The 17,916-nt window shown below is 74.2% G+C and carries 14 protein-coding genes and 1 pseudogene; 11 read left to right on the top strand and 4 right to left on the bottom strand.

What is annotated here, in order from left to right:
• Positions 1–50: 50 nt before the first annotated feature.
• The 4 genes from aspS (at position 51) to Ae331Ps2_RS25465 (ending at position 5,039) form a co-directional block, all read left to right on the top strand.
• Positions 51–1,895, top strand: coding sequence for an aspartate--tRNA ligase (gene aspS / locus Ae331Ps2_RS25480; RefSeq protein ID WP_075311702.1), 1,845 nt, complete (start codon positions 51–53; stop codon positions 1,893–1,895).
• Positions 1,896–2,837: a DUF389 domain-containing protein gene (locus tag Ae331Ps2_RS25475; RefSeq protein ID WP_075306037.1), complete on the top strand. Its 942-nt coding sequence runs from the start codon at positions 1,896–1,898 to the stop codon at positions 2,835–2,837. It abuts the gene before it with no gap.
• An 11-nt stretch (positions 2,838–2,848) separates the two neighbouring features.
• Entirely contained in the window at positions 2,849–4,054 is a 1,206-nt protein-coding gene (locus Ae331Ps2_RS25470) for a hypothetical protein (RefSeq protein WP_075306039.1), read from the top strand.
• Between the two features lie 109 nt (positions 4,055–4,163).
• Complete coding sequence (locus tag Ae331Ps2_RS25465; RefSeq protein WP_170917153.1) at positions 4,164–5,039, top strand: GDSL-type esterase/lipase family protein; 876 nt, start codon at positions 4,164–4,166, stop codon at positions 5,037–5,039.
• Between the two features lie 47 nt (positions 5,040–5,086).
• On the opposite strand, the gene Ae331Ps2_RS25460 is transcribed toward Ae331Ps2_RS25465, so the two are convergent.
• The 3 genes from Ae331Ps2_RS25460 to Ae331Ps2_RS31485 form a co-directional block, all read right to left on the bottom strand.
• Positions 5,087–6,241, bottom strand: coding sequence for an aminotransferase class I/II-fold pyridoxal phosphate-dependent enzyme (locus Ae331Ps2_RS25460; protein ID WP_075329802.1), 1,155 nt, complete (start codon positions 6,239–6,241; stop codon positions 5,087–5,089).
• Positions 6,238–6,753: an Lrp/AsnC family transcriptional regulator gene (locus Ae331Ps2_RS25455; RefSeq protein WP_075306042.1), complete on the bottom strand. Its 516-nt coding sequence runs from the start codon at positions 6,751–6,753 to the stop codon at positions 6,238–6,240. The genes Ae331Ps2_RS25460 and Ae331Ps2_RS25455 overlap by 4 nt, the downstream gene beginning before the upstream one ends.
• Positions 6,754–6,830: 77 nt before the next feature.
• Complete coding sequence (locus tag Ae331Ps2_RS31485; protein WP_139318704.1) at positions 6,831–7,049, bottom strand: hypothetical protein; 219 nt, start codon at positions 7,047–7,049, stop codon at positions 6,831–6,833.
• A gap of 179 nt (positions 7,050–7,228) precedes the next feature.
• On the opposite strand from Ae331Ps2_RS31485, the gene Ae331Ps2_RS25450 reads away from it, so the two are divergent.
• Together Ae331Ps2_RS25450 and Ae331Ps2_RS25445 are read left to right on the top strand one after the other, a co-directional pair.
• Positions 7,229–8,530, top strand: coding sequence for a hypothetical protein (locus tag Ae331Ps2_RS25450; protein WP_075306044.1), 1,302 nt, complete (start codon positions 7,229–7,231; stop codon positions 8,528–8,530).
• Between the two features lie 43 nt (positions 8,531–8,573).
• The gene (locus tag Ae331Ps2_RS25445) at positions 8,574–9,944 is read left to right on the top strand and encodes a replication-associated recombination protein A (RefSeq protein ID WP_075306046.1); all 1,371 of its coding nucleotides are present in this window, start codon (positions 8,574–8,576) and stop codon (positions 9,942–9,944) included.
• 7 nt (positions 9,945–9,951) lie between these two features.
• Here the strand turns inward: Ae331Ps2_RS25445 and Ae331Ps2_RS25440 are convergent, their stop codons facing one another.
• Positions 9,952–11,004, bottom strand: coding sequence for a S1 family peptidase (locus Ae331Ps2_RS25440; protein WP_075306047.1), 1,053 nt, complete (start codon positions 11,002–11,004; stop codon positions 9,952–9,954).
• Between the two features lie 487 nt (positions 11,005–11,491).
• On the opposite strand from Ae331Ps2_RS25440, the pseudogene shbA reads away from it, so the two are divergent.
• The 5 genes and pseudogenes from shbA to Ae331Ps2_RS25415 form a co-directional block, all read left to right on the top strand.
• Positions 11,492–12,013 (top strand): annotated as a pseudogene (gene shbA / locus Ae331Ps2_RS25435) (RNA polymerase sigma factor ShbA); the annotation flags it as partial.
• 402 nt (positions 12,014–12,415) lie between these two features.
• On the top strand, positions 12,416–15,076 hold the full coding sequence (gene alaS / locus Ae331Ps2_RS25430; protein ID WP_075306051.1) for an alanine--tRNA ligase: 2,661 nt from the start codon (positions 12,416–12,418) through the stop codon (positions 15,074–15,076).
• Positions 15,073–15,522, top strand: coding sequence for a Holliday junction resolvase RuvX (ruvX, locus tag Ae331Ps2_RS25425; protein WP_075306053.1), 450 nt, complete (start codon positions 15,073–15,075; stop codon positions 15,520–15,522). Before alaS ends, ruvX begins: the two co-directional genes overlap by 4 nt.
• Positions 15,523–15,621: 99 nt before the next feature.
• Positions 15,622–16,758 carry an endolytic transglycosylase MltG gene (gene mltG, locus Ae331Ps2_RS25420; RefSeq protein WP_158071495.1) on the top strand — a complete coding sequence of 379 codons (1,137 nt, stop codon included), beginning with the start codon at positions 15,622–15,624 and terminating at the stop codon, positions 16,756–16,758.
• 103 nt (positions 16,759–16,861) lie between these two features.
• Positions 16,862–17,914, top strand: coding sequence for a 2,3-butanediol dehydrogenase (locus Ae331Ps2_RS25415; protein ID WP_075306055.1), 1,053 nt, complete (start codon positions 16,862–16,864; stop codon positions 17,912–17,914).
• Positions 17,915–17,916: the final 2 nt, after the last annotated feature.

Genomic DNA, 17,916 nt, shown 5'->3' with positions numbered 1-17,916 from the left:
CGGAAACCTGGTGGCAGGCGGCCCGGGTGGTGCCGATAGCCTTGACCGCCGTGATGCGAACCCACCCCGTCGGCACCCTGCGTGCCGAGAACGCCGGCCAGACCGTGACCCTCGCCGGATGGGTGGCCCGCCGCCGCGATCACGGTGGCGTGATCTTCATCGACCTGCGGGACCGCTCCGGATCGGCCCAGGTGGTGTTCCGCGAGGGCGAGATGGCCGAGCGGGCGCACCGGCTGCGCTCCGAGTTCTGCATCCAGGTCGTCGGCGAGGTCGTCCGCCGGCCCGCGGGCAACGAGAACGCCGACCTGCCGACCGGCGACATCGAGGTCACGGTCACCGGGCTGACCGTGCTGTCGGAGTCCGCGCCGCTGCCGTTCCCGATCGACGAGCACACCGGCGTCGGCGAGGAGATCCGGCTCTCCCACCGCTACCTCGACCTGCGCCGTCCCGGGCCGGCCGCGGCCATGAAGCTGCGCAGCGACGTGAACAAGGCCGCCCGCGACGTGCTCGCCGCCGAGGACTTCATCGAGGTCGAGACGCCGACCCTGACCCGGTCGACCCCGGAGGGCGCGCGCGACTTCGTCGTCCCGGCCCGGCTGCGCCCCGGCTCCTGGTACGCGCTGCCGCAGAGCCCGCAGCTGTTCAAGCAGCTGCTGATGGTCGGCGGGCTGGAGCGGTACTACCAGATCGCGCGCTGCTACCGCGACGAGGACTTCCGCGCCGACCGGCAGCCGGAGTTCACCCAGCTCGACATCGAGATGAGCTTCGTCGAGCAGGACGACGTCATCGCGCTGGCCGAGAAGGTGCTGGTCGCGCTGTGGAAGCTCGTCGGCTACGACGTGCCCACCCCGATCCGCCGGATGCCCTACGCCGAGGCGATGGCCCGCTACGGCTCGGACAAGCCCGACCTGCGGTTCGACATCGAGCTCACCGAGCTCACGTCGTACTTCGCGGGCACCGGGTTCCGGGTCTTCCAGAACCCCTACGTCGGCGCCGTCGTCATGCCGGGCGGGGCGTCGCAGCCCCGCAAGGTGCTCGACGGCTGGCAGGAGTGGGCCAAGCAGCGTGGCGCCCGCGGTCTGGCCTACGTGCTGATCGGCGAGAACGGACAGGTCGACGAGCGCGGCCCCGTCGTCAAGAACCTGTCCGAGGCCGAGCGGTCCGGGCTGGCCGAGGCCGTCGGCGCGAACCCCGGTGACTGCATCTTCTTCGCCGCGGGGACGCCGAGCGAGGCCCGCGCACTGCTCGGTGCCGCCCGGGGCGAGATCGCGCGGCGCATCGGCGCGATCGACGAGTCGGCCTGGTCGTTCGTCTGGATCGTCGACGCCCCGCTGTTCGAGTCGGCCGCCGACACCGACGACGTCGCCGTCGGCGGCGGTGCGTGGACCGCGCTGCACCACGCGTTCACCTCGCCGACCCCGGAGTGGATCGACAGCTTCGAGAAGGACCCGGGCAACGCGCTGGCCTACGCCTACGACATCGTCTGCAACGGCAACGAGATCGGTGGCGGCTCGATCCGTATCCACTCGGCCGAGGTGCAGAAGCGCGTCTTCGAGGTCATGGGCCTGTCCGCGGAGGAGGCGCAGGAGAAGTTCGGCTTCCTGCTCGACGCCTTCGCCTACGGTCCGCCGCCGCACGGCGGGATCGCGTTCGGCTGGGACCGGATCACCGCGCTGCTCGCCGGCGTCGACTCGATCCGCGAGGTCATCGCCTTCCCGAAGACCGGCGGCGGGTTCGACCCGCTGACCCAGGCACCCGCTCCGATCACCGCCGCCCAGCGCAAGGAGGCCGGCGTCGACGCGAAGCCCGCCGCGCCCGCGCCCGGGGGTTCCGTGCCCGGCCCGTCGTCGGAGACCGGCGGCGGCGCCCCGGAGAAGCCCGGCCCGGCCGCGTAGGTGCTGCACCTACGGGTGGTCTGTCCAGCCGGACGGACCGCCGACGTCCGCACCGTCCTCGACACCGAACCCGGGGTGGCCCACCTGGTGGTCCACCCCGGGGTGGCCGTGCATCCGGCCGGTGACCTGATCGAGGCCGATGTCGCCCGGGAGTGCGCCGACGACCTGCTGGGCAGGCTGTCCGATCTCGGCGTCGACCACGACGGCGGCATCACCCTCGAACAGCTCGACACGGTGCTGTCCGACCGGGCCGACGCCGCCGAGGAGGCCGCCCCGGGGGACGGCGCCGACGCCGTCGTCTGGGACGAGCTGATCCAGCGCACCGGCGAGGAGTCGCGGCTGTCGGGGACGTTCCTGACCTTCCTCACCATCGCCTGCCTGCTCGCCGCCGTCGGCGCGGTCACCGACTCGCCGGTCACCGTGGTCGGGGCGATGGTGCTGGGCCCGGAGTTCGGCCCGATGGCCGCGATGGCGGTCGGATTGGTGCTGTGTCGTCGCGACCTGGTCTCGCGCGGCGCGCTCGCGCTCGCCGTGGGGTTCCCGCTGGCGATGGCCGTGACCGCCGTCGCGACCCTGGTGTTCGACCTGCTCGGCTGGTTGTCCTCGGCCGGGCTCGACAGCCTGGAGCAGATGGACTTCATCTACGAGGTGGGGCCGTTCTCGCTGGTCGTCGCCGTGCTCGCCGGGGCGGCCGGGATGCTCTCGCTGACCTCGGCGCGGTCGTCGGCGATGGTCGGCGTGGTCATCTCGGTGACGACCGTCCCCGCCGCCGCCTACGCCTCGGTCGCGGTGATCGAGGGACGCTGGAACGAGGCGGCACTGTCGGCGCTGCAGCTGGGGGTCAACCTGGTGGGCGCGATCGGCGCCGCGGCCGCGGTGCTGGCGTTCGCCCGGCGCGGGTCGCGACGTCGGGGCGCGGACCGCGCGCTCTCCGAAGGGTAGGGTCGCCTTCGATGACCGATCCGCAGTCGACTCCGGGCGCGGTCGCGGCGGTGGCCGGGGCCGCGCGCCTGCTGTCGCGGCGGGCCGGCTCGGAGGTCGAGCTGTACGAGCCCGAGGACCTAGGCGGCAGCGGCCGCTCGGTCGTCGCCCGGGCGCGGATGGCGAAGAACCCGTTCTCCGACCGGCGCAGCGTCGTCGTGAAGCACTACGCGCCGCCCGAGGACGGCTCGGCCGGCGCGGACCTGGTGTCGGACCCGTTCCGCTACGAGGTCGCGTCCTGCCAGCTGTTCACCGCGCTGCCCAGCGACGTCCGGCCCAGCCCCGTGATCATCGCGCACGACCCCGAGCAGCGGTTGCTCGTCCTGGAGGATCTCGGCCGCAGCCTGACCCTGGCCGACAAGCTCTTCGGCCCGGACGCCCACGCCGCCCGCACCTGCCTGCTCGGCTGGGCCCGTGGCCTGGGCCGGATGCAGGCCGCGACCGCCGGTCGGGAGGGTGACTTCAGCGCGCTGCTGCGCCGGCTGGGGGAGAAGGCACGCCGGGACCCGGTCGCCGACCAGGCCCGCGCCGCGCTGGCCGGCCTGCCGGAGCTGCTGGCCGGGATCCTGGGGGTCGAGGTGCCGGAGCTGGCGTCGTGGGAGGCCCAGGGCGGGGTGCGCCTGCTCGGCGGCACCGGGTTCCGTGCGTTCAGCCCGTCCGACACCTGCCCGGACAACAACCTGGTCACCAGCCGCGGGGTTCGGTTCGTCGACTTCGAGTGGGGCTGCTTCCGCGACGTCGTCCTCGACGCGGCCTACGTGCGGGTGCCCTTCCCCGGGTGCTCGTCGAGCTTCGCCCTGCCCGACGCCGTCGCCGACGCCATGCTCGACGCCTGGCGGGCCGAGGTCGCGCCGGTGTGGCCCGAGCTGGACGACCCGGAGCTGCTGGAGTCGCGCCTCGCCGACGCCCAGGTGCTGTGGGTGTGGTGGTCGACCTGGCGGCTGCTGCCGCGGGTGCCCGAGCGCGACGGGCCGATCGGCCCCGACGCCGGCCGGTCCCCCCGGATCTCGACGGCACTGCGGCACTACTGGCGACGCCTCGGTGTCACCGCGGAGGCGACGGCCCGGCCCGGCACGGCCGCGCTGGCCGACGCCGTGGTGACGGCGCTGGACACCCGCTTCCCGGACGCGTCGTCGACGCTGCCGCTGTTCCCGGCCTTCCGTGGCGGCGACTGGTAGGGGTCTGCACGACAGCGCTGCCCCGAGAGTTCCCGCGGCGGTACGAGACGCGTCACCGGTTGCACACGGAAACGGTGGCTGCGGCGGTGAGGGTGTCGGCGTGTCCCCGATGACCGCGCGCCCGTCCGTCGTCGATCCGGTCCTGCGCTCCGTCCGTCCCGTCGCCGCACCGCGTGCGACCGGGCGGCCCGTCCGGCACCTCGTGCTGCTGGGCGACTCCACCGCCGTCGGGCTGGGGGATCCCCTGCCGGGCGGTGGCTGGCGCGGTGTCGGCCCACTGCTGCGCGACGCCCTCGACGATCCCGCCCGCCCCGGCTCGGTCCGGCTGGACAACCACGCCCGGACCGGGGCACGCATGGCCGACGCCCGGCACGGTCAGGTTCCCGTGGCCGCGGCGTCGGGGCCCGACGTGGTCGTGCTGTGCGTCGGGATGAACGACACCCTCCGCTCGGACTTCGACCCGGCCGGGATCCGGCGGGACTGCGCGGAGTCACTGGAGCTGCTGCTGGGGGCCGGTGCGACCGTGCTGCTGCTCCGCTTCCACGACCACACCCGCGTCTGGCCGCTGCCGGGCCTGTTGCAGCGGGCGCTCGCCGCCCGGATCTCCGCTCTGAACGGGGCCGTCGACGCGGCGGTGGCCGACGCCGTCGCCGCGACGGGACGGTCCGCCGTCGGGATCCTCGACCTCGACACCGCCGGCAGCTACGACCCGGCGGCGTGGAGCGTGGACCGGTTGCACCCGTCCGAGCTGGGCCACCGGCTGCTGGCGCGGGGTTTCGCCGGGCTGCTCGGCGCCGCGGGGTTCGCGGTACCGGGGGAGGTCGGGCTCGACGCCGCCGGTGGCCGGGAGGTGACGGCCTGGCAGCGGGGGGCGTGGCTGGTGGTGCAGGGCGTGCCGTGGCTCGTGCGGCGGGGCCGGGACCTCGGGCCGGTGATGGTGCGCGGCCTGGTGGAGGGGGCGCGGGTGCGCAGGCTCTCGGCCTGACCCGTGCCCCGGCCGGCGTCGGTCACCGTCGGAGCCGGGGAGTCCCGCTACAGGCGTCGCAGGAAGTTCCCGATCCGCTCCACGGCCTGCTCCAGCTGTGGCAGCGCCGTCGCGTACGAGCAGCGGATGTGCCCCTCCCCGGGCGACCCGAACACGCTGCCCGGGACGACGGCGACCGACTCCTCCCGCAGCAGCCGCTCGGCGAAGGTCTCCGAGTCCAGGCCGGAGGCGCGGATCGAAGGGAACGCGTAGAACGCGCCCGCGGGCTCCGGGCAGTCCAGCCCGGCCTCGCGCAGGCCCTTCACGAACACCCGTCGGCGACGGTCGTAGTCGGCCACCATCTCCGCGACGTCGCCCTCCGCGCTGGTCAGCGCCTCCACCGCGGCGATCTGCGAGACGTGCGGCGCACACAGCATCGTGTACTGGTGCACCCGCAGACACAGCTCGGCGATCGGCTCCGGCGCGGCGAGCCAGCCGACCCGCCACCCCGTCATCGCCTGGGCCTTGGAGAACCCGCCCAGGACCACCGTCCGCTCCCGCGCACAGGGGACCGCACCCAGGCAGGTGTGGGTGCCGACGTAGGTGAGACGGTCGTAGATCTCGTCGGAGAGCAGGTACAGGTCGTGCCGCTCGGCCAGCGCGACGAGCTCGCGCAGCACCTCGGGCGGCTGCACCGCGCCGGTCGGGTTGGCCGGCGAGCCGATCAGGATCGCCTTCGTCCGCGGGGTGACCGCGGTCTCGACCGCGGCGATGTCGATGGCGAACCCGTCCTCGGCGTGGGTCGGCACCCCGACCGGGACACCCCCCGCGAACGCGACGCAGGGCTGGTAGGCGACGTAGCAGGGCTCCGGGACGATGACCTCCTCGCCCGGGTTCAGCAGCACCCGGAACGCCAGGTCGAGCCCCTCGGACACCCCGGTCGTCACGAGGCACTCGGTGGCGGGTTCGTAGTGGGCGTCGTAGCGCGACGCCAGGTCCGCACACACCAGCTCACGCAGCTTCGGCAGGCCCGCGTTGCCGGTGTAGGTGGTGTAGCCGCGCTCCAGGGCGTAGATGCCGGCTTCGCGGATCCGCCACGGCGTCACGAAGTCGGGTTCGCCGACACCGAGGGAGATGACGTCGTCCATCTCGGCGGCGATGTCGAAGAACCGCCGGATCCCCGACGGCGGGATCGCCGAGATCGTCGTGTTGAGCGGCTTCACGGGGTCACCGGCAGCCGGTGGTCGGGCTCCGGCTCGGCGAAGGAGTCGCCGTCGCGCTTGTGCGTGGCCAGCACGAAGTGCGTGGCGGTCGAGCGGACCCGGTCGATCGTGGACAGCTTCTGGGACACGAAGTCGCTGACCGCGCGGATGTCCGGGCCGACGACCGTGCAGCGCAGGTCGTGCCCACCGGAGACGAGGTAGCAGTCGCGGACCTCGTCGAACCGGGAGATGCGAGCGGCGACGTCGTCGAACCCGACCCCACGGGCCGGGGCCACCGAGACGTCGATGAACGCCGTCACCTGCGCACCGGCGCGGCCCGCGCCGGGGTGGCCGTCGCCGCCGTCCTCGTAGCGGGCCCAGTCCACGACGGCCTTGTGCCTGCGGATCACCCCGGAGCGTTCCCACTCCGCGATCCGGGTGTCGACCTCGTCCCGGGTCAGACCCAGCATGGTGGCGACGGTGTCGTGGCTCAACGACGCGTCACGTTCGAGCAACTCGAGGATCTCGCGCACGGCGTGACCCTACGACGACCGCCCGTCGTCGCGCCGCGGGCCGGGCGGGTCGGTCGTGGCCCGCCCCGTCCGACCGGTCAGGCCGCGCGCGGCAGCGGGGCCGCGACGCCCGGAGTGACGGCGCCGCGGGCCGGGTCGAGCAGCCCGCACTCCAGGTCGACGAGGTGCAGCCGCGTACACGGACCGCACACGTACACCGTGCCGGCCGGGCCGTGGTGGCTGCTCCACGCGAGTCCGCGGACGTCGGCGGGGGTGCGCGGACGAGAACAGAGCGGGCAACTCGGGATCGTGTCCATGCCCTGTGAGCATGCACGGGATCTGTTGCGAGGCGGTGACACCGCGCGTCCGCGGCGTTGCGTTCCGGCGACGATCCGGGGTCGGAGACGATCACGGTGCGTACGCGACGGTCACGAATCGGGGGCGAGCCGGTGAATTCGGCGCCGCCGCACCCGGTCCGCAACTAGGGTCCGCGCGCATGAGCAGCAACGAACCGCCGCGGGGCGAGGACCCGCAGGCCGGTCCCGGGGGCGCCGCGACGCCCGGTGGCGCCCAGGAGCCCGGCCACGCGGCCTGGAGCGGCGACCGGCCGGACACGCCGGAGGGTGGGCAGTACGGCCAGGCTCCCCACGGGCAGGACCCCGGCACGCAGCACGGGCAGCCGGGCCAGCAGTACGGGCAGGACCCGGGGCAGCAGTACGGCCAGCCCGGGCAGTACGGCCCGCCCGGCCAGCCCGGGCAGTACGGCCAGCCGGGGCAGTACGGCCAGCCGGGGTCGCAGTACGGTCAGCAGCCGTACCCCGGCCAGTACCCCGGCGCGGGCCAGCCCTACGGCGGCCAGCAGCCCGGGACCCCGTACCCCGGCCAGTACCCCGGGGCCGGGCAGCAGTACCCCGCCCAGTACCCGCCCGGCCAGCAGTACGGCGGTCCGTACCCCCAGGGCGGCTACGGCCAGCCCGCCTACCCCGCCGGCGGCGCCCCGCCCAGCGGCACCTCCCCGGATCCGCTGGTGCCGTTCTCCTTCGGCGACTGGTTCTCCAAGATCGTCGGCGTGCTGCAGCGGAGCTGGAAGCCGCTGCTGGTCATCAACCTGATCGTGCTGATCCCGACCGCGATCCTCAGCGCCCTCGGCTACGTCCTCGACGGGAGCACGCGGTCGTCGTTCGACCCCGTCGACCTCGACCTCAGCGCCGGCGTCGTGGCGGGCCTCGGCCTGACCACCCTGCTCCTGGCCGTGGTCACCCTCGTGCTGTCGGCTCTCGGCTATGCGGCGTCGGTCTTCGTCGTCGTGCGCGACGCGGCACAGCGCCCGTGGAACCAGGACCAGGTCATCGCGTTCGCGAAGAACCGCGCACTCCCGGTGATCGGCTGGTCGTTGCTGGCCGGGCTGCTGTTCGTCATCGGGTTCTTCCTGCTCGTCATCCCGGCCATCTACCTGGGCGTGGTGTTCACGGGCGCGCTGATGGGGGTCGTGGTGATCGAGCGGGCCGGGATCGGCCGGGCGTTCACCCTGGTCAACCCGCGTTTCTTCCCCGTACTCGGCCGGCTGGTGGTCTTCTTCCTGATCGCGGTCGTGTACTCGATGATCATCTCGCTGGTCATCGCCACGCCGCTGATGTTCCTCAGCCCCGTCCTGGGTGAGCTCGTGGCGGTCCTGCTGCAGCTGCCGCTGCAGATGGCCGGTGTCGCCGCCATGATCGTCACCTACGCGGAGTGCCGCTTCCACGAGCACAACCCGGTGCACACCCCCGTCCTCGCCGACGAGATCGACCGGGCCTGAGGCGCTCGTCCCCCGGGGCCGGTGTCCTGGCAGGCTGGATGCGATGAGCACCGACGGCCTGTTCGACATCGACCCGGGGGGCGACGAGCGCGACACCGGTGACGGCGACGCCGTCCGTCCCGACGCGCCGCTCGCCGCCCGGATGCGTCCGCGTACCCTCGACGAGGTCGTCGGCCAGGCCGACCTGCTGAAGTCCGGCGCCCCGCTGCGCCGCCTCCTCGACGGCGGTGCCGCGGCGTCGGTGCTGCTCTACGGCCCGCCCGGCACGGGCAAGACCACCCTCGCCCGGCTGATGGCCGGCGCCGGGGGAGCCGACCGGCACTTCGTCGCCCTGTCGGCGCTGTCGGCCGGGGTGAAGGAGCTGCGGGCGGTCATCGAGGAGGCACGCCGGCGTCGCGACCGCAGCGGCACGACCACGGTGCTGTTCATCGACGAGGTCCACCGCTTCTCCCGCACCCAGCAGGACGCCCTGCTCGGCGCGGTCGAGGACCGGCTCGTCCTGCTCGTCGCCGCGACCACCGAGAACCCGTCGTTCTCCGTCGTGTCCCCGCTGCTGTCCCGCTCCCTCGTGCTGCAGCTGCAGTCCCTCGGGGAGGAGGACGTGCGCACCCTGCTCCATCGCGCCGTCACCTCCGAGCGCGGCCTGAACGCGACCGTCGAGCTCGCCGAGGACGGCGAGGAGGCACTGGTCCGGCTCTCCGCGGGCGACGGGCGCCGCGCGCTCACCGCGCTGGAGGCGGCCGCCGACGGCGTCCTCGGCGCGGGCGGCGACCCGGTGATCGACCTCGCCGCCGTCGAGCGCGCCGTCACCGAGGTCGCCGTGCGCTACGACCGCGCCGGCGACCAGCACTACGACGTCATCAGCGCGTTCATCAAGTCCATCCGCGGCTCCGACCCCGACGCCGCCCTGCACTACCTGGCCCGGATGCTCGTCGCCGGGGAGGACGCCCGCTTCATCGCACGCCGGCTGATGATCCACGCCTCGGAGGACGTCGGGCTGGCCGACCCGACCGCGCTGCCCGCCGCCACCGCGGCCGCCCAGGTCGTGCAGCTCGTCGGGATGCCCGAGGCGCGGATCGCGCTCGCCCAGGTCACCGTGCACCTGGCGACCGCGCCCAAGTCGAACGCCGTGATCACCGCGATCGACGCCGCGATGGCAGACGTCCGCTCCGGCAAGGTCGGCGGGGTGCCCCCGCACCTGCGCGACGGCCACTACGCCGGCGCGCAGAAGCTCGGCAACGCCGTCGGCTACCGGTACCCGCACGACGACCCCGACGGCGTCCTGCGCCAGCAGTACCCGCCCGACGACGTCGTCGGCGTCGACTACTACGCGCCGTCCGGGCGTGGGCACGAGCGCGTCCTGGCCGAGCGGCTGCCGAAGCTGCGGCGCGTCGTGCGCGGTACCCGGGACTGAGCCCGGATCAGCCGGTGCGCAGGGTCAGCCCGAGCGCTCCGGTCGCGGTGCGGATCGGGGTGAAGTAGCTGGTGCAGTTGCCGTCGCCGCCGGCGCCGGTGTGCACGCCCTGGGCCTGCCCGGACGAGGTGATGTAGGGGGCGCCGGAGTCGCCCTCCTGGGCGCACGCCGCCACCGAGGTCAGCCCGGACTGGCTCTGGCCCTCGAAGTTCACCGTCATGTCGGTGCGCTGGATCGTGCCGCAGGACCGCCCGCTGGTGGAGCCGTAGAGACAGACCGAGGAGCCGACGGGCGCCGGACGGCTGCCGGCGACCCGGATGCCCGACACCGTCGGCGACACGCTGCCCGGGCCGACCGCGATCGCCCCGACGTCGACCCCGCCGCCCGCGGTCTCGACCTCCGAGCCGATCGTCGAGCCGTCGACGGCGTACCAGGACGACGAGTTCCGGGTGCAGTGCCCGGCGGTGATCAGCCAGTCGCTGCTGCCGTCCGAGGCGGCGAACCCGGCCGTGCAGCGGCGGGTCCCGTCGGTGATGGTGTCGCCCCCGCCGACCGCGGCCTGCCGGTGCGCCGGCGCCGCGACCCGTTCCACCCGTACCGCGGACGGGTCGAGCCCACCGGTCAGGCGCGCGGCCAGCGCGTCGGCACCCGGCCCGTCGACGACGCTCAGCACGACCTGCTCGGTGCGGGGGTCGACGCCGTAGGAGTCCAGGCCGGCGGGCATCCCGGTCGCGGTGCGGGCGGCCAGCGCCGACAGCACCGCGACCGGGTCGCGGCGCGGCTCGTCGCGCACCACCGGCGTCGCGCCGAGCGCGGTGATCAGCGGAGCCGTCCCGGCGTCCCAGGTGCCCACCATCAGCCGGTCGCCGGCCAGCCACGTCCCGGCCAGTGCGGGGCCGAGTGCCTCGGTCACCGCCGGCACCAGCGCCGCGGCCGCGTCGTCGCCGACCGTGACCGGGGCCGGCTCGGGCGCCGCGGTCGCCGGCACGGCCACCGCCACACCGATCGCGACGGTGCCGAGAGCGGCGAGCAGGAGACGGTGCGGGCGACGCAGAGGCACGAGCGTTCCTTCGGGCGGGCGGAGCGTGACACCCGGCCCAACGACGCTGCTCCGCATGGGTCACGCCCCGCAGACGGATGGCACCCCACTGTGAGATGGAGACGTCCGTCCGTGGCCTGGGTCACCCCCGTCAGGACCCGAGGCTCCTACTGTCCGTCGTCATATACCGCAAATTGTGCATATTAATTGACCCCGAAAGGGTGCACCGCGAGGGTTGAACGCAGGCCGGGGCGCGGCCGGGCGGACCTGCCGGCAGCGCCGACCACCACCGGCGGAGGACAGCGCGACAGTCGCGCCGCCCGACCTCTCCCGGGGTCGGACGGGCGGTGCCGGCGCCTGACGCGCCCCCCCCGGGGCGCGACCGAGGAGAGCTGGGTAGATGCACGACGGACCCGTGGCCATCGCGACCGCACCCGACGACACCGCACCCGACGACACCGTCGAGGAGACCGACCCCGGGCAGGCGCCGGACCTGCTCCCGCCGGAGATGCTGGCCGCCGCCGTCGCCGGCGACGAGCGCGCCGTCGCACTGCTCCTGGCCAAGGTGCATCCGCAGGTGGCGCGCTTCTGCCGCGCCCGGCTGGGCCGGCGCGAGACCATCCTCGGCTGCGCCGACGACGTCGCACAGGACGTCTGCATGGCCGTGCTCTCCGTACTGCCGGACTACCGGCCCTCGGGCATGTCGTTCCGCGCGTTCGTGTTCGGCATCGCCCGGCACAAGGTCGCCGACGCGTTCCGGGCGATGGCCCGCAACCGCTGCGACGCCGTCGAGGAGGTCCCCGAGCGGTTCAGCCGCGAGGAGGACCCGGAGCAGTTCGTGCTCCACGCCGAGCGCAACGACCGGCTGTCCGACCTCATGGGCCTGCTCGGCCCGCGCCAGGTCGAGATCCTCACGTTGCGCGTCGCGGTCGGGCTGAGCGCCGAGGAGACCGCCGACGTGCTCGGCTCCACCCCGGGTGCGGTCCGCGTCGCCCAGCACCGCGCGCTGCAGCGGCTGCGCCGCGAGCTGGAGGACCGCGCGTCCCGCCGGGCGGGTGCCCCGGTCGTCGCCGTCCCCGCCCCGCGGGCCCCCGTCCGCGCCCCCGCGGCCCTCGTCCCCGCGGTCCCCGCGCCGCGGCCCCCACTCGACGCCCCGCTGCCGGTCGCGGTGTGACCGCGGCGTGACGGCGGGCCCGCCCGCTCCCCGGTCGACCCCCCGGACCGGGAGCACGGCGCGGCCCGCAGGCGGCCGGTGCCGGTGCGCTCGGGCGCGCACCGGCACCGGCCGTCGCTGCTGCGGGTGCCGGTAACCTGGCACGACCGGCCTCCCGCGGCGTCCCCACGCCGCGCGGCCTACGGTGTGGCGCGGGCGCAGGGCGCCCGCCCCGTCGCCGACCCGTCGCCAGCCGTACCCGTCACGAGAGACCCACCGGTGCAGACCCACGAGATCGTCCGTCGTTTCACCGCCCACTTCGAGAGCAACGGGCACACGCCCGTCCCCAGCGCCTCGCTGATCCTCGAGGACCCGCAGCTGCTGTTCGTCAACGCGGGCATGGTGCAGTTCAAGCCGTACTTCCTCGGCGACGTCCCCGCGCCCTACCCGCGCGCCACGTCGATCCAGAAGTGCGTCCGCACGCCGGACATCGACGAGGTCGGCAAGACCACCCGGCACACCACGTTCTTCCAGATGGCCGGGAACTTCTCCTTCGGCGACTACTTCAAGCGCGGCGCCATCGAGTTCGCCTGGTCGCTGATCACCCGCAGCCAGGACGAGGGCGGCTACGGCTTCGACCCGGAGATCATCTGGGTCACCGTCTACCACGACGACGACGAGGCCATCGCGCTCTGGAAGGAGATCGCGGGCCTGCCCGAGGAGCGCATCCAGCGCCGCGGCGGCGACGACAACTACTGGGACATGGGCGTCCCCGGTCCCGGCGGACCCTGCTCGGAGATCTACGTCGACCGCGGCCCGGAGTTCGGCGCCGAGGGCGGCCCCGAGGCCGACGAGGACCGCTACCTCGAGATCTGGAACCTCGTCTTCATGCAGGACGAGCGCGGCGAGCTGTCCCCGAAGAAGGGGCATCCGCCGATCGGCACGCTGCCGCACAAGAACATCGACACCGGGATGGGCGTCGAGCGGGTCGCCTTCCTGCTGCAGGGCGTCAACAACGTCTACGAGACCGACCTCGTCCGACCGGTGATCGCCAAGGCCGAGCAGCTCTCGGGCCGCCGCTACGGCGAGAACGAGGCCGACGACGTCCGCTTCCGCGTCATCGCCGACCACGCCCGGTCCTCGATGATGATCGTCGGTGACGGCGTCACCCCGGGCAACGAGGGCCGCGGCTACGTGCTGCGCCGGCTGCTGCGCCGCATCGTGCGCTCCGCCCGGCTGCTCGGCGTCACCGGTCCCTGCCTGGGCGAGTTCGCCGAGGTCGTGCGCGAGACCATGTCGCCCACCTACCCCGAGCTCACCACCGACTTCGAGCGCATCTCCGCGGTCATCCGGGCCGAGGAGGACACCTTCCGCGCCACGTTGACCGCCGGGGAGCGGATCTTCGAGGGCGCGGTGTCGAAGGCGCGCTCCGCCGGGAGCGACACCCTGCCCGGCGACCAGGCGTTCGCGCTGCACGACACCTACGGCTTCCCGATCGACCTGACCCTGGAGATGGCCGCCGAGGCCGGACTCACCGTCGACCGGGAGCGGTTCACCGCGCTGATGGACGAGCAGCGTTCGCGGGCCAAGGCCGACGCCGCCGGGCGCAAGGTCGGCTTCGTCGACGCCTCGGTGTACCGCGCCGTCCTCGACACCCACGGCGCCACCGACTTCACCGGGTACCAGACGCTGCAGTCCGAGGCCCGGGTCGTCGGGCTGCTGCGCGACGGCGCCACCGTGCCCGCGGCCGAGGAGGGCGAGCAGGTCGAGGTGCTGCTCGACCGCACCCCGTTCTACGCCGAGGCCGGCGGCCAGCAGGCCGACACCGGTGTGCTCCGCGGTGCGTCGTTCGAGGTCCGGGTGGACGACGTCCAGTCGCCGGTGGCCGGGCTGCGGGTGCACCGCGGCGTCGTCACCGCCGGCACCGTGACCCTCGACGCCGAGGTCGTCGCCGACGTCGACCGCACCCGCCGGTCCGCGATCTCGCGCGCCCACACCGCCACCCACCTCGTGCACGCCGGGGTCCGCGGGGCGCTGGGCAGCGCCGCCGCGCAGGCCGGGTCGCTCAACGCCCCGGGCCGGCTGCGGTTCGACTTCACCTCCCCGACCGGGGCCGTGCCGCCCGCGGCGCTGGTCGAGATCGAGGAGGAGGTGAACTCGGTCCTGCAGGAGGACCGGGAGATCCAGACCTACGAGACCTCCATCGACTCCGCGCGCACGCTCGGCGCGATGATGCTGTTCGGCGAGAAGTACGGCGATCGCGTGCGCGTGGTCGACATGGGCGACTACTCGCGTGAGCTGTGCGGTGGCACCCACGTCGGGCGCACCGGCGAGCTCGGCCTGGTCCGGGTGCTGTCCGAGGCCTCCATCGGCTCCGGCGTGCGTCGGGTCGAGGCGCTCGTCGGACTGGACGCCTTCAAGCACGCCACGACCGAGCACCTGCTGGTCAACCAGCTCGCCGACCAGCTCAAGGCCCGCCCGGAGGAGCTGCCGGAACGGATCAACGGGATCGTCGAGCGGCTGCGGACGGCCGAGCGGGACCTGGAGAAGCACCGCGCCGACGCCGTCCTGGCCTCGGCCGGGGCGCTGGCCGAGCGGGCCGAGGACCTCGACGGCACCGCGCTCGTCGCCGTCACCGCCCCGGAGGGGGTGACCGGCAACGACCTGCGGACCCTCGCCGCCGACGTGCGCGGCAAGCTGGGAGACCGGCCCGGTGTGGTCGTGCTGTTCGGCGTCGACGGGGAGAAGGTGTCGTTCGTCGTCGCCACCACGAAGGCGGCACGGGACAACGGGGTCGCCGCCGGGAAGCTGATCGGCGAGTTCGCCCCGGCGGTCGGCGGGCGCGGCGGCGGCAAGCCCGACCTCGCCCAGGGTGGCGGCACCGACCCGGCCGGGATCGACGCCGCGGTGCAGAAGCTGCGCACCGCGCTGCGTCCGTGACGCCGGTCCGCGGGCGGCGCCTGGGCATCGACGTCGGCGCCGTCCGCGTCGGCGTCGCGATGTGCGACCCGGACGGGATCCTCGCGACCCCGGTCGAGACCGTCGCGCGCGACGCCGAGGGCGGCGCCGACGTGCGCCGGATCGCCGATCTGGTGGCCGAGCACGACGTCGTCGGCATCGTGCTCGGGCTGCCCCGGAACCTGCGCGGCGAGGACGGCCCGGCAGCCGTCGCCGCGCGGGAGTTCGCGGCCGCGCTGGAGGCGGGTCTCGCCGCCGCCGGCTGCGCGGTGCCGGTCGAGCTCACCGACGAGCGGATGACCACCGTCGTCGCGACCCGGCAGCTCGCCGGGCGCGGCGTGCGCGGCCGCAAGCAACGCTCCGTGATCGACCAGCAGGCCGCCGTCGCCATCCTGCAGGGCTGGCTGGATACCACCCGCGACGGCTGATCACCGCCACCGGGGGTGACCACCCGGCGGGCGCCGGGCCGTTACCCTCGTGCCCGTGACCGGCGCCGGCGAGTACGACGTGACGTCCCGGGGCCCGGTGTGAGCACGACCGCGGGCCCCGTGCGGCACCGTCCGACCCCGGTGCACTTCCGGCGGCGGCGGCTCGCCCTGCTGGGGTCGGCGCTGCTGGCCGGTGCGGTTCTCGTCGCGGCGGGTCTGTACCTGCGCGGCGCCGACGACTACACCGGTTCCGGCAGCGGCTCGGTGGTGGTGCGGGTCGAGTCCGGCGACTCCACCAGCGCGATCGGGGACACCCTGGTCGGGTTGGACGTGGTGAAGTCCCGGGCGGCCTTCGTCGAGGCCGCCGCCGAAGAGCCCGGCATCCAGCGGGTCCAGCCCGGCTACTACGAGCTCCGCTCGCACATGTCCGGCGACTCCGCGGTGGAAGCGCTGCTCGACCCGGAGCGGCGCGTCGGGTTCTTCGACGTCAAGGGCGGCGTCCAGCTCGACGACACCCGCGCCCCGGACGGCACCGTCTCCCCGGGTGTGCTGTCCCAGATCTCCCGCGCCACCTGCCTCGGCGCCGCCGACGGCGACCCCACCTGCACGAGCGTCGACGCCCTGCGCACCGCGATGGCCGACGCCGACCCGGCCGCGATCGCCGTCCCCGACTGGGCCCGCGCCGGCTACCGGGCCGCGGCGCCCGAGCGCCGGATGGAGGGCCTGGTCGCCCCCGGCCCCTACGACCTGGATCCGCGTGGCACCCCCGAGCAGGTGCTGCGGCAGGTCCTCACCGCCTCGGCGAAGCGGCTCGACGCCGCCGGGCTGGGCGGCGCGAACTCCTACCGCACCCTCGTGCTCGCCTCGGTCGTGGAGAAGGAGGCGCTCGTCCCCGACATGCCCAAGGTGGCACGGGTGATCGAGAACCGGCTCGCCGCGAACCAGCGACTGGAGATGGACTCCACCGTCAACTACCCGCTCGACGTGCAGGCGCTGCGCACCACCGCCGAGGCCCGCAACACCCCCGGCCCGTACAACACCTACCTCAACACCGGGCTGCCACCGACGCCCGTCGCCTCGGTGTCCACCGCCGCGCTGGCGGCCGCGGAGAAACCGGCCGCGGGGCCCTGGCTGTTCTTCGTGCGGTGCACGACCGAGGGCGCCTCCTGCTTCGCCACGACCTACCCCGAGCACCTCGGCAACGTCGACCGTGCCCGCGCCGCCGGAGCGTTCTGACCCATCACCGGGCGCGCATGCAACCCCGCCCCAACCCGTGACGGCGCTCACCCGCCACCGGTAGACCGGTCCCGACAACGACGTCAGGCGAGAGGAGCCAACGATGCGTGCGGTCGTCTACCGGGGACGCGGGGACCTCGACATCACCGACGTGCCCGAGGGCGAGGTGGGCCCCGGCGAGGTCCGGCTCAGGGTCGGGTTCAACGGCATCTGCGGCTCGGACCTGCACGAGTACTACGCGGGGCCGATCTTCATCCCGAACGGGCAGAAGCACCCGCTGACCGGCCGCGAGCTGCCGTTGACCCTCGGCCACGAGTTCTCCGGCACCGTCGTCGAGATCGGGTCGGGGGTCCAGGGCGTCACCGAGGGCGACCGGGTCGCGGTGATGCCGCTCTACAGCTGCGGGACGTGCTCGCGCTGCGCCGAGGGCCGCGAGAACGTGTGCGCGCAGATCGGCTTCCACGGGCTGATGGCCGACGGCGGCATGGCCGAGTCGACCGTCGTTCCGGCACACATGCTGCACCCGCTGCCGGAGAACGTGTCGCTGGAGATGGGCGCGCTCGTCGAGCCCATGTCGGTGGCCTACCACGCGGCGAAGCTCGGCGAGGTGGACCCGGGCGACACCGCCCTGGTGTTCGGCGCCGGGCCGATCGGGATCGGGCTGTGGTTCGCGCTGCGCGGCATGGGCGTGGAGAACGTCCGCGTCGTCGAGCCGTCGGCGACCCGGCGCGGCGCGATCGAGCGGCTCGGCGCCCAGACCCTCGACCCGACCTCCCAGGACGTGCCCGCGATCGTCGCCGACCTGACGAACGGCCGCGGCGCCGACGCCTGCTACGACGCCGCGGGCGTCGCCCCGGCCGTCGCGACGGCGCTGGACACCCTCGGTGCCGGCCGTCCGATGGTCAGCGTCGCGATCTACGAGACGCCCCTGGTGACCCCGCTGCTCAGCCTGGTCCTCGGGGAGTCCCGCATCCAGGGCTCGCTCTGCTACACCCACGACGACTACCGGGCGGTGATCGAACTGATGGCGGGCGGCCACTACGACACCACCGGCTGGACGGAGAGGATCGCGATGCGCGACGTCGTCGAGGAGGGCTTCGAGGCGCTGCACGCGGGCCGGAAGATGAAGGTCCTGGTCGACCCGTCCCTGGCCTGACC

This window comes from Pseudonocardia sp. Ae331_Ps2 (genome assembly GCF_001932405.1).
Lineage (GTDB): Bacteria > Actinomycetota > Actinomycetes > Mycobacteriales > Pseudonocardiaceae > Pseudonocardia.
The sequence above is the reverse complement of the archived record's forward strand: the minus strand, read 5'-3'. Positions and strand labels throughout refer to the sequence as shown.

Bases quoted from the DNA above. Each gene is read 5' to 3' on its own strand.
- Ae331Ps2_RS25470 (WP_075306039.1), top strand. From the start codon at position 2,849: ATGACCGATCCGCAGTCGACTCCGGGCGCGGTCGCGGCGGTGGCCGGG.
- Ae331Ps2_RS25465 (WP_170917153.1), top strand. From the start codon at position 4,164: ATGACCGCGCGCCCGTCCGTCGTCGATCCGGTCCTGCGCTCCGTCCGT.
- Ae331Ps2_RS31485 (WP_139318704.1), bottom strand. From the start codon at position 7,049: ATGGACACGATCCCGAGTTGCCCGCTCTGTTCTCGTCCGCGCACCCCC.
- Ae331Ps2_RS25450 (WP_075306044.1), top strand. From the start codon at position 7,229: ATGAGCAGCAACGAACCGCCGCGGGGCGAGGACCCGCAGGCCGGTCCC.
- Ae331Ps2_RS25445 (WP_075306046.1), top strand. From the start codon at position 8,574: ATGAGCACCGACGGCCTGTTCGACATCGACCCGGGGGGCGACGAGCGC.
- Ae331Ps2_RS25415 (WP_075306055.1), top strand. From the start codon at position 16,862: ATGCGTGCGGTCGTCTACCGGGGACGCGGGGACCTCGACATCACCGAC.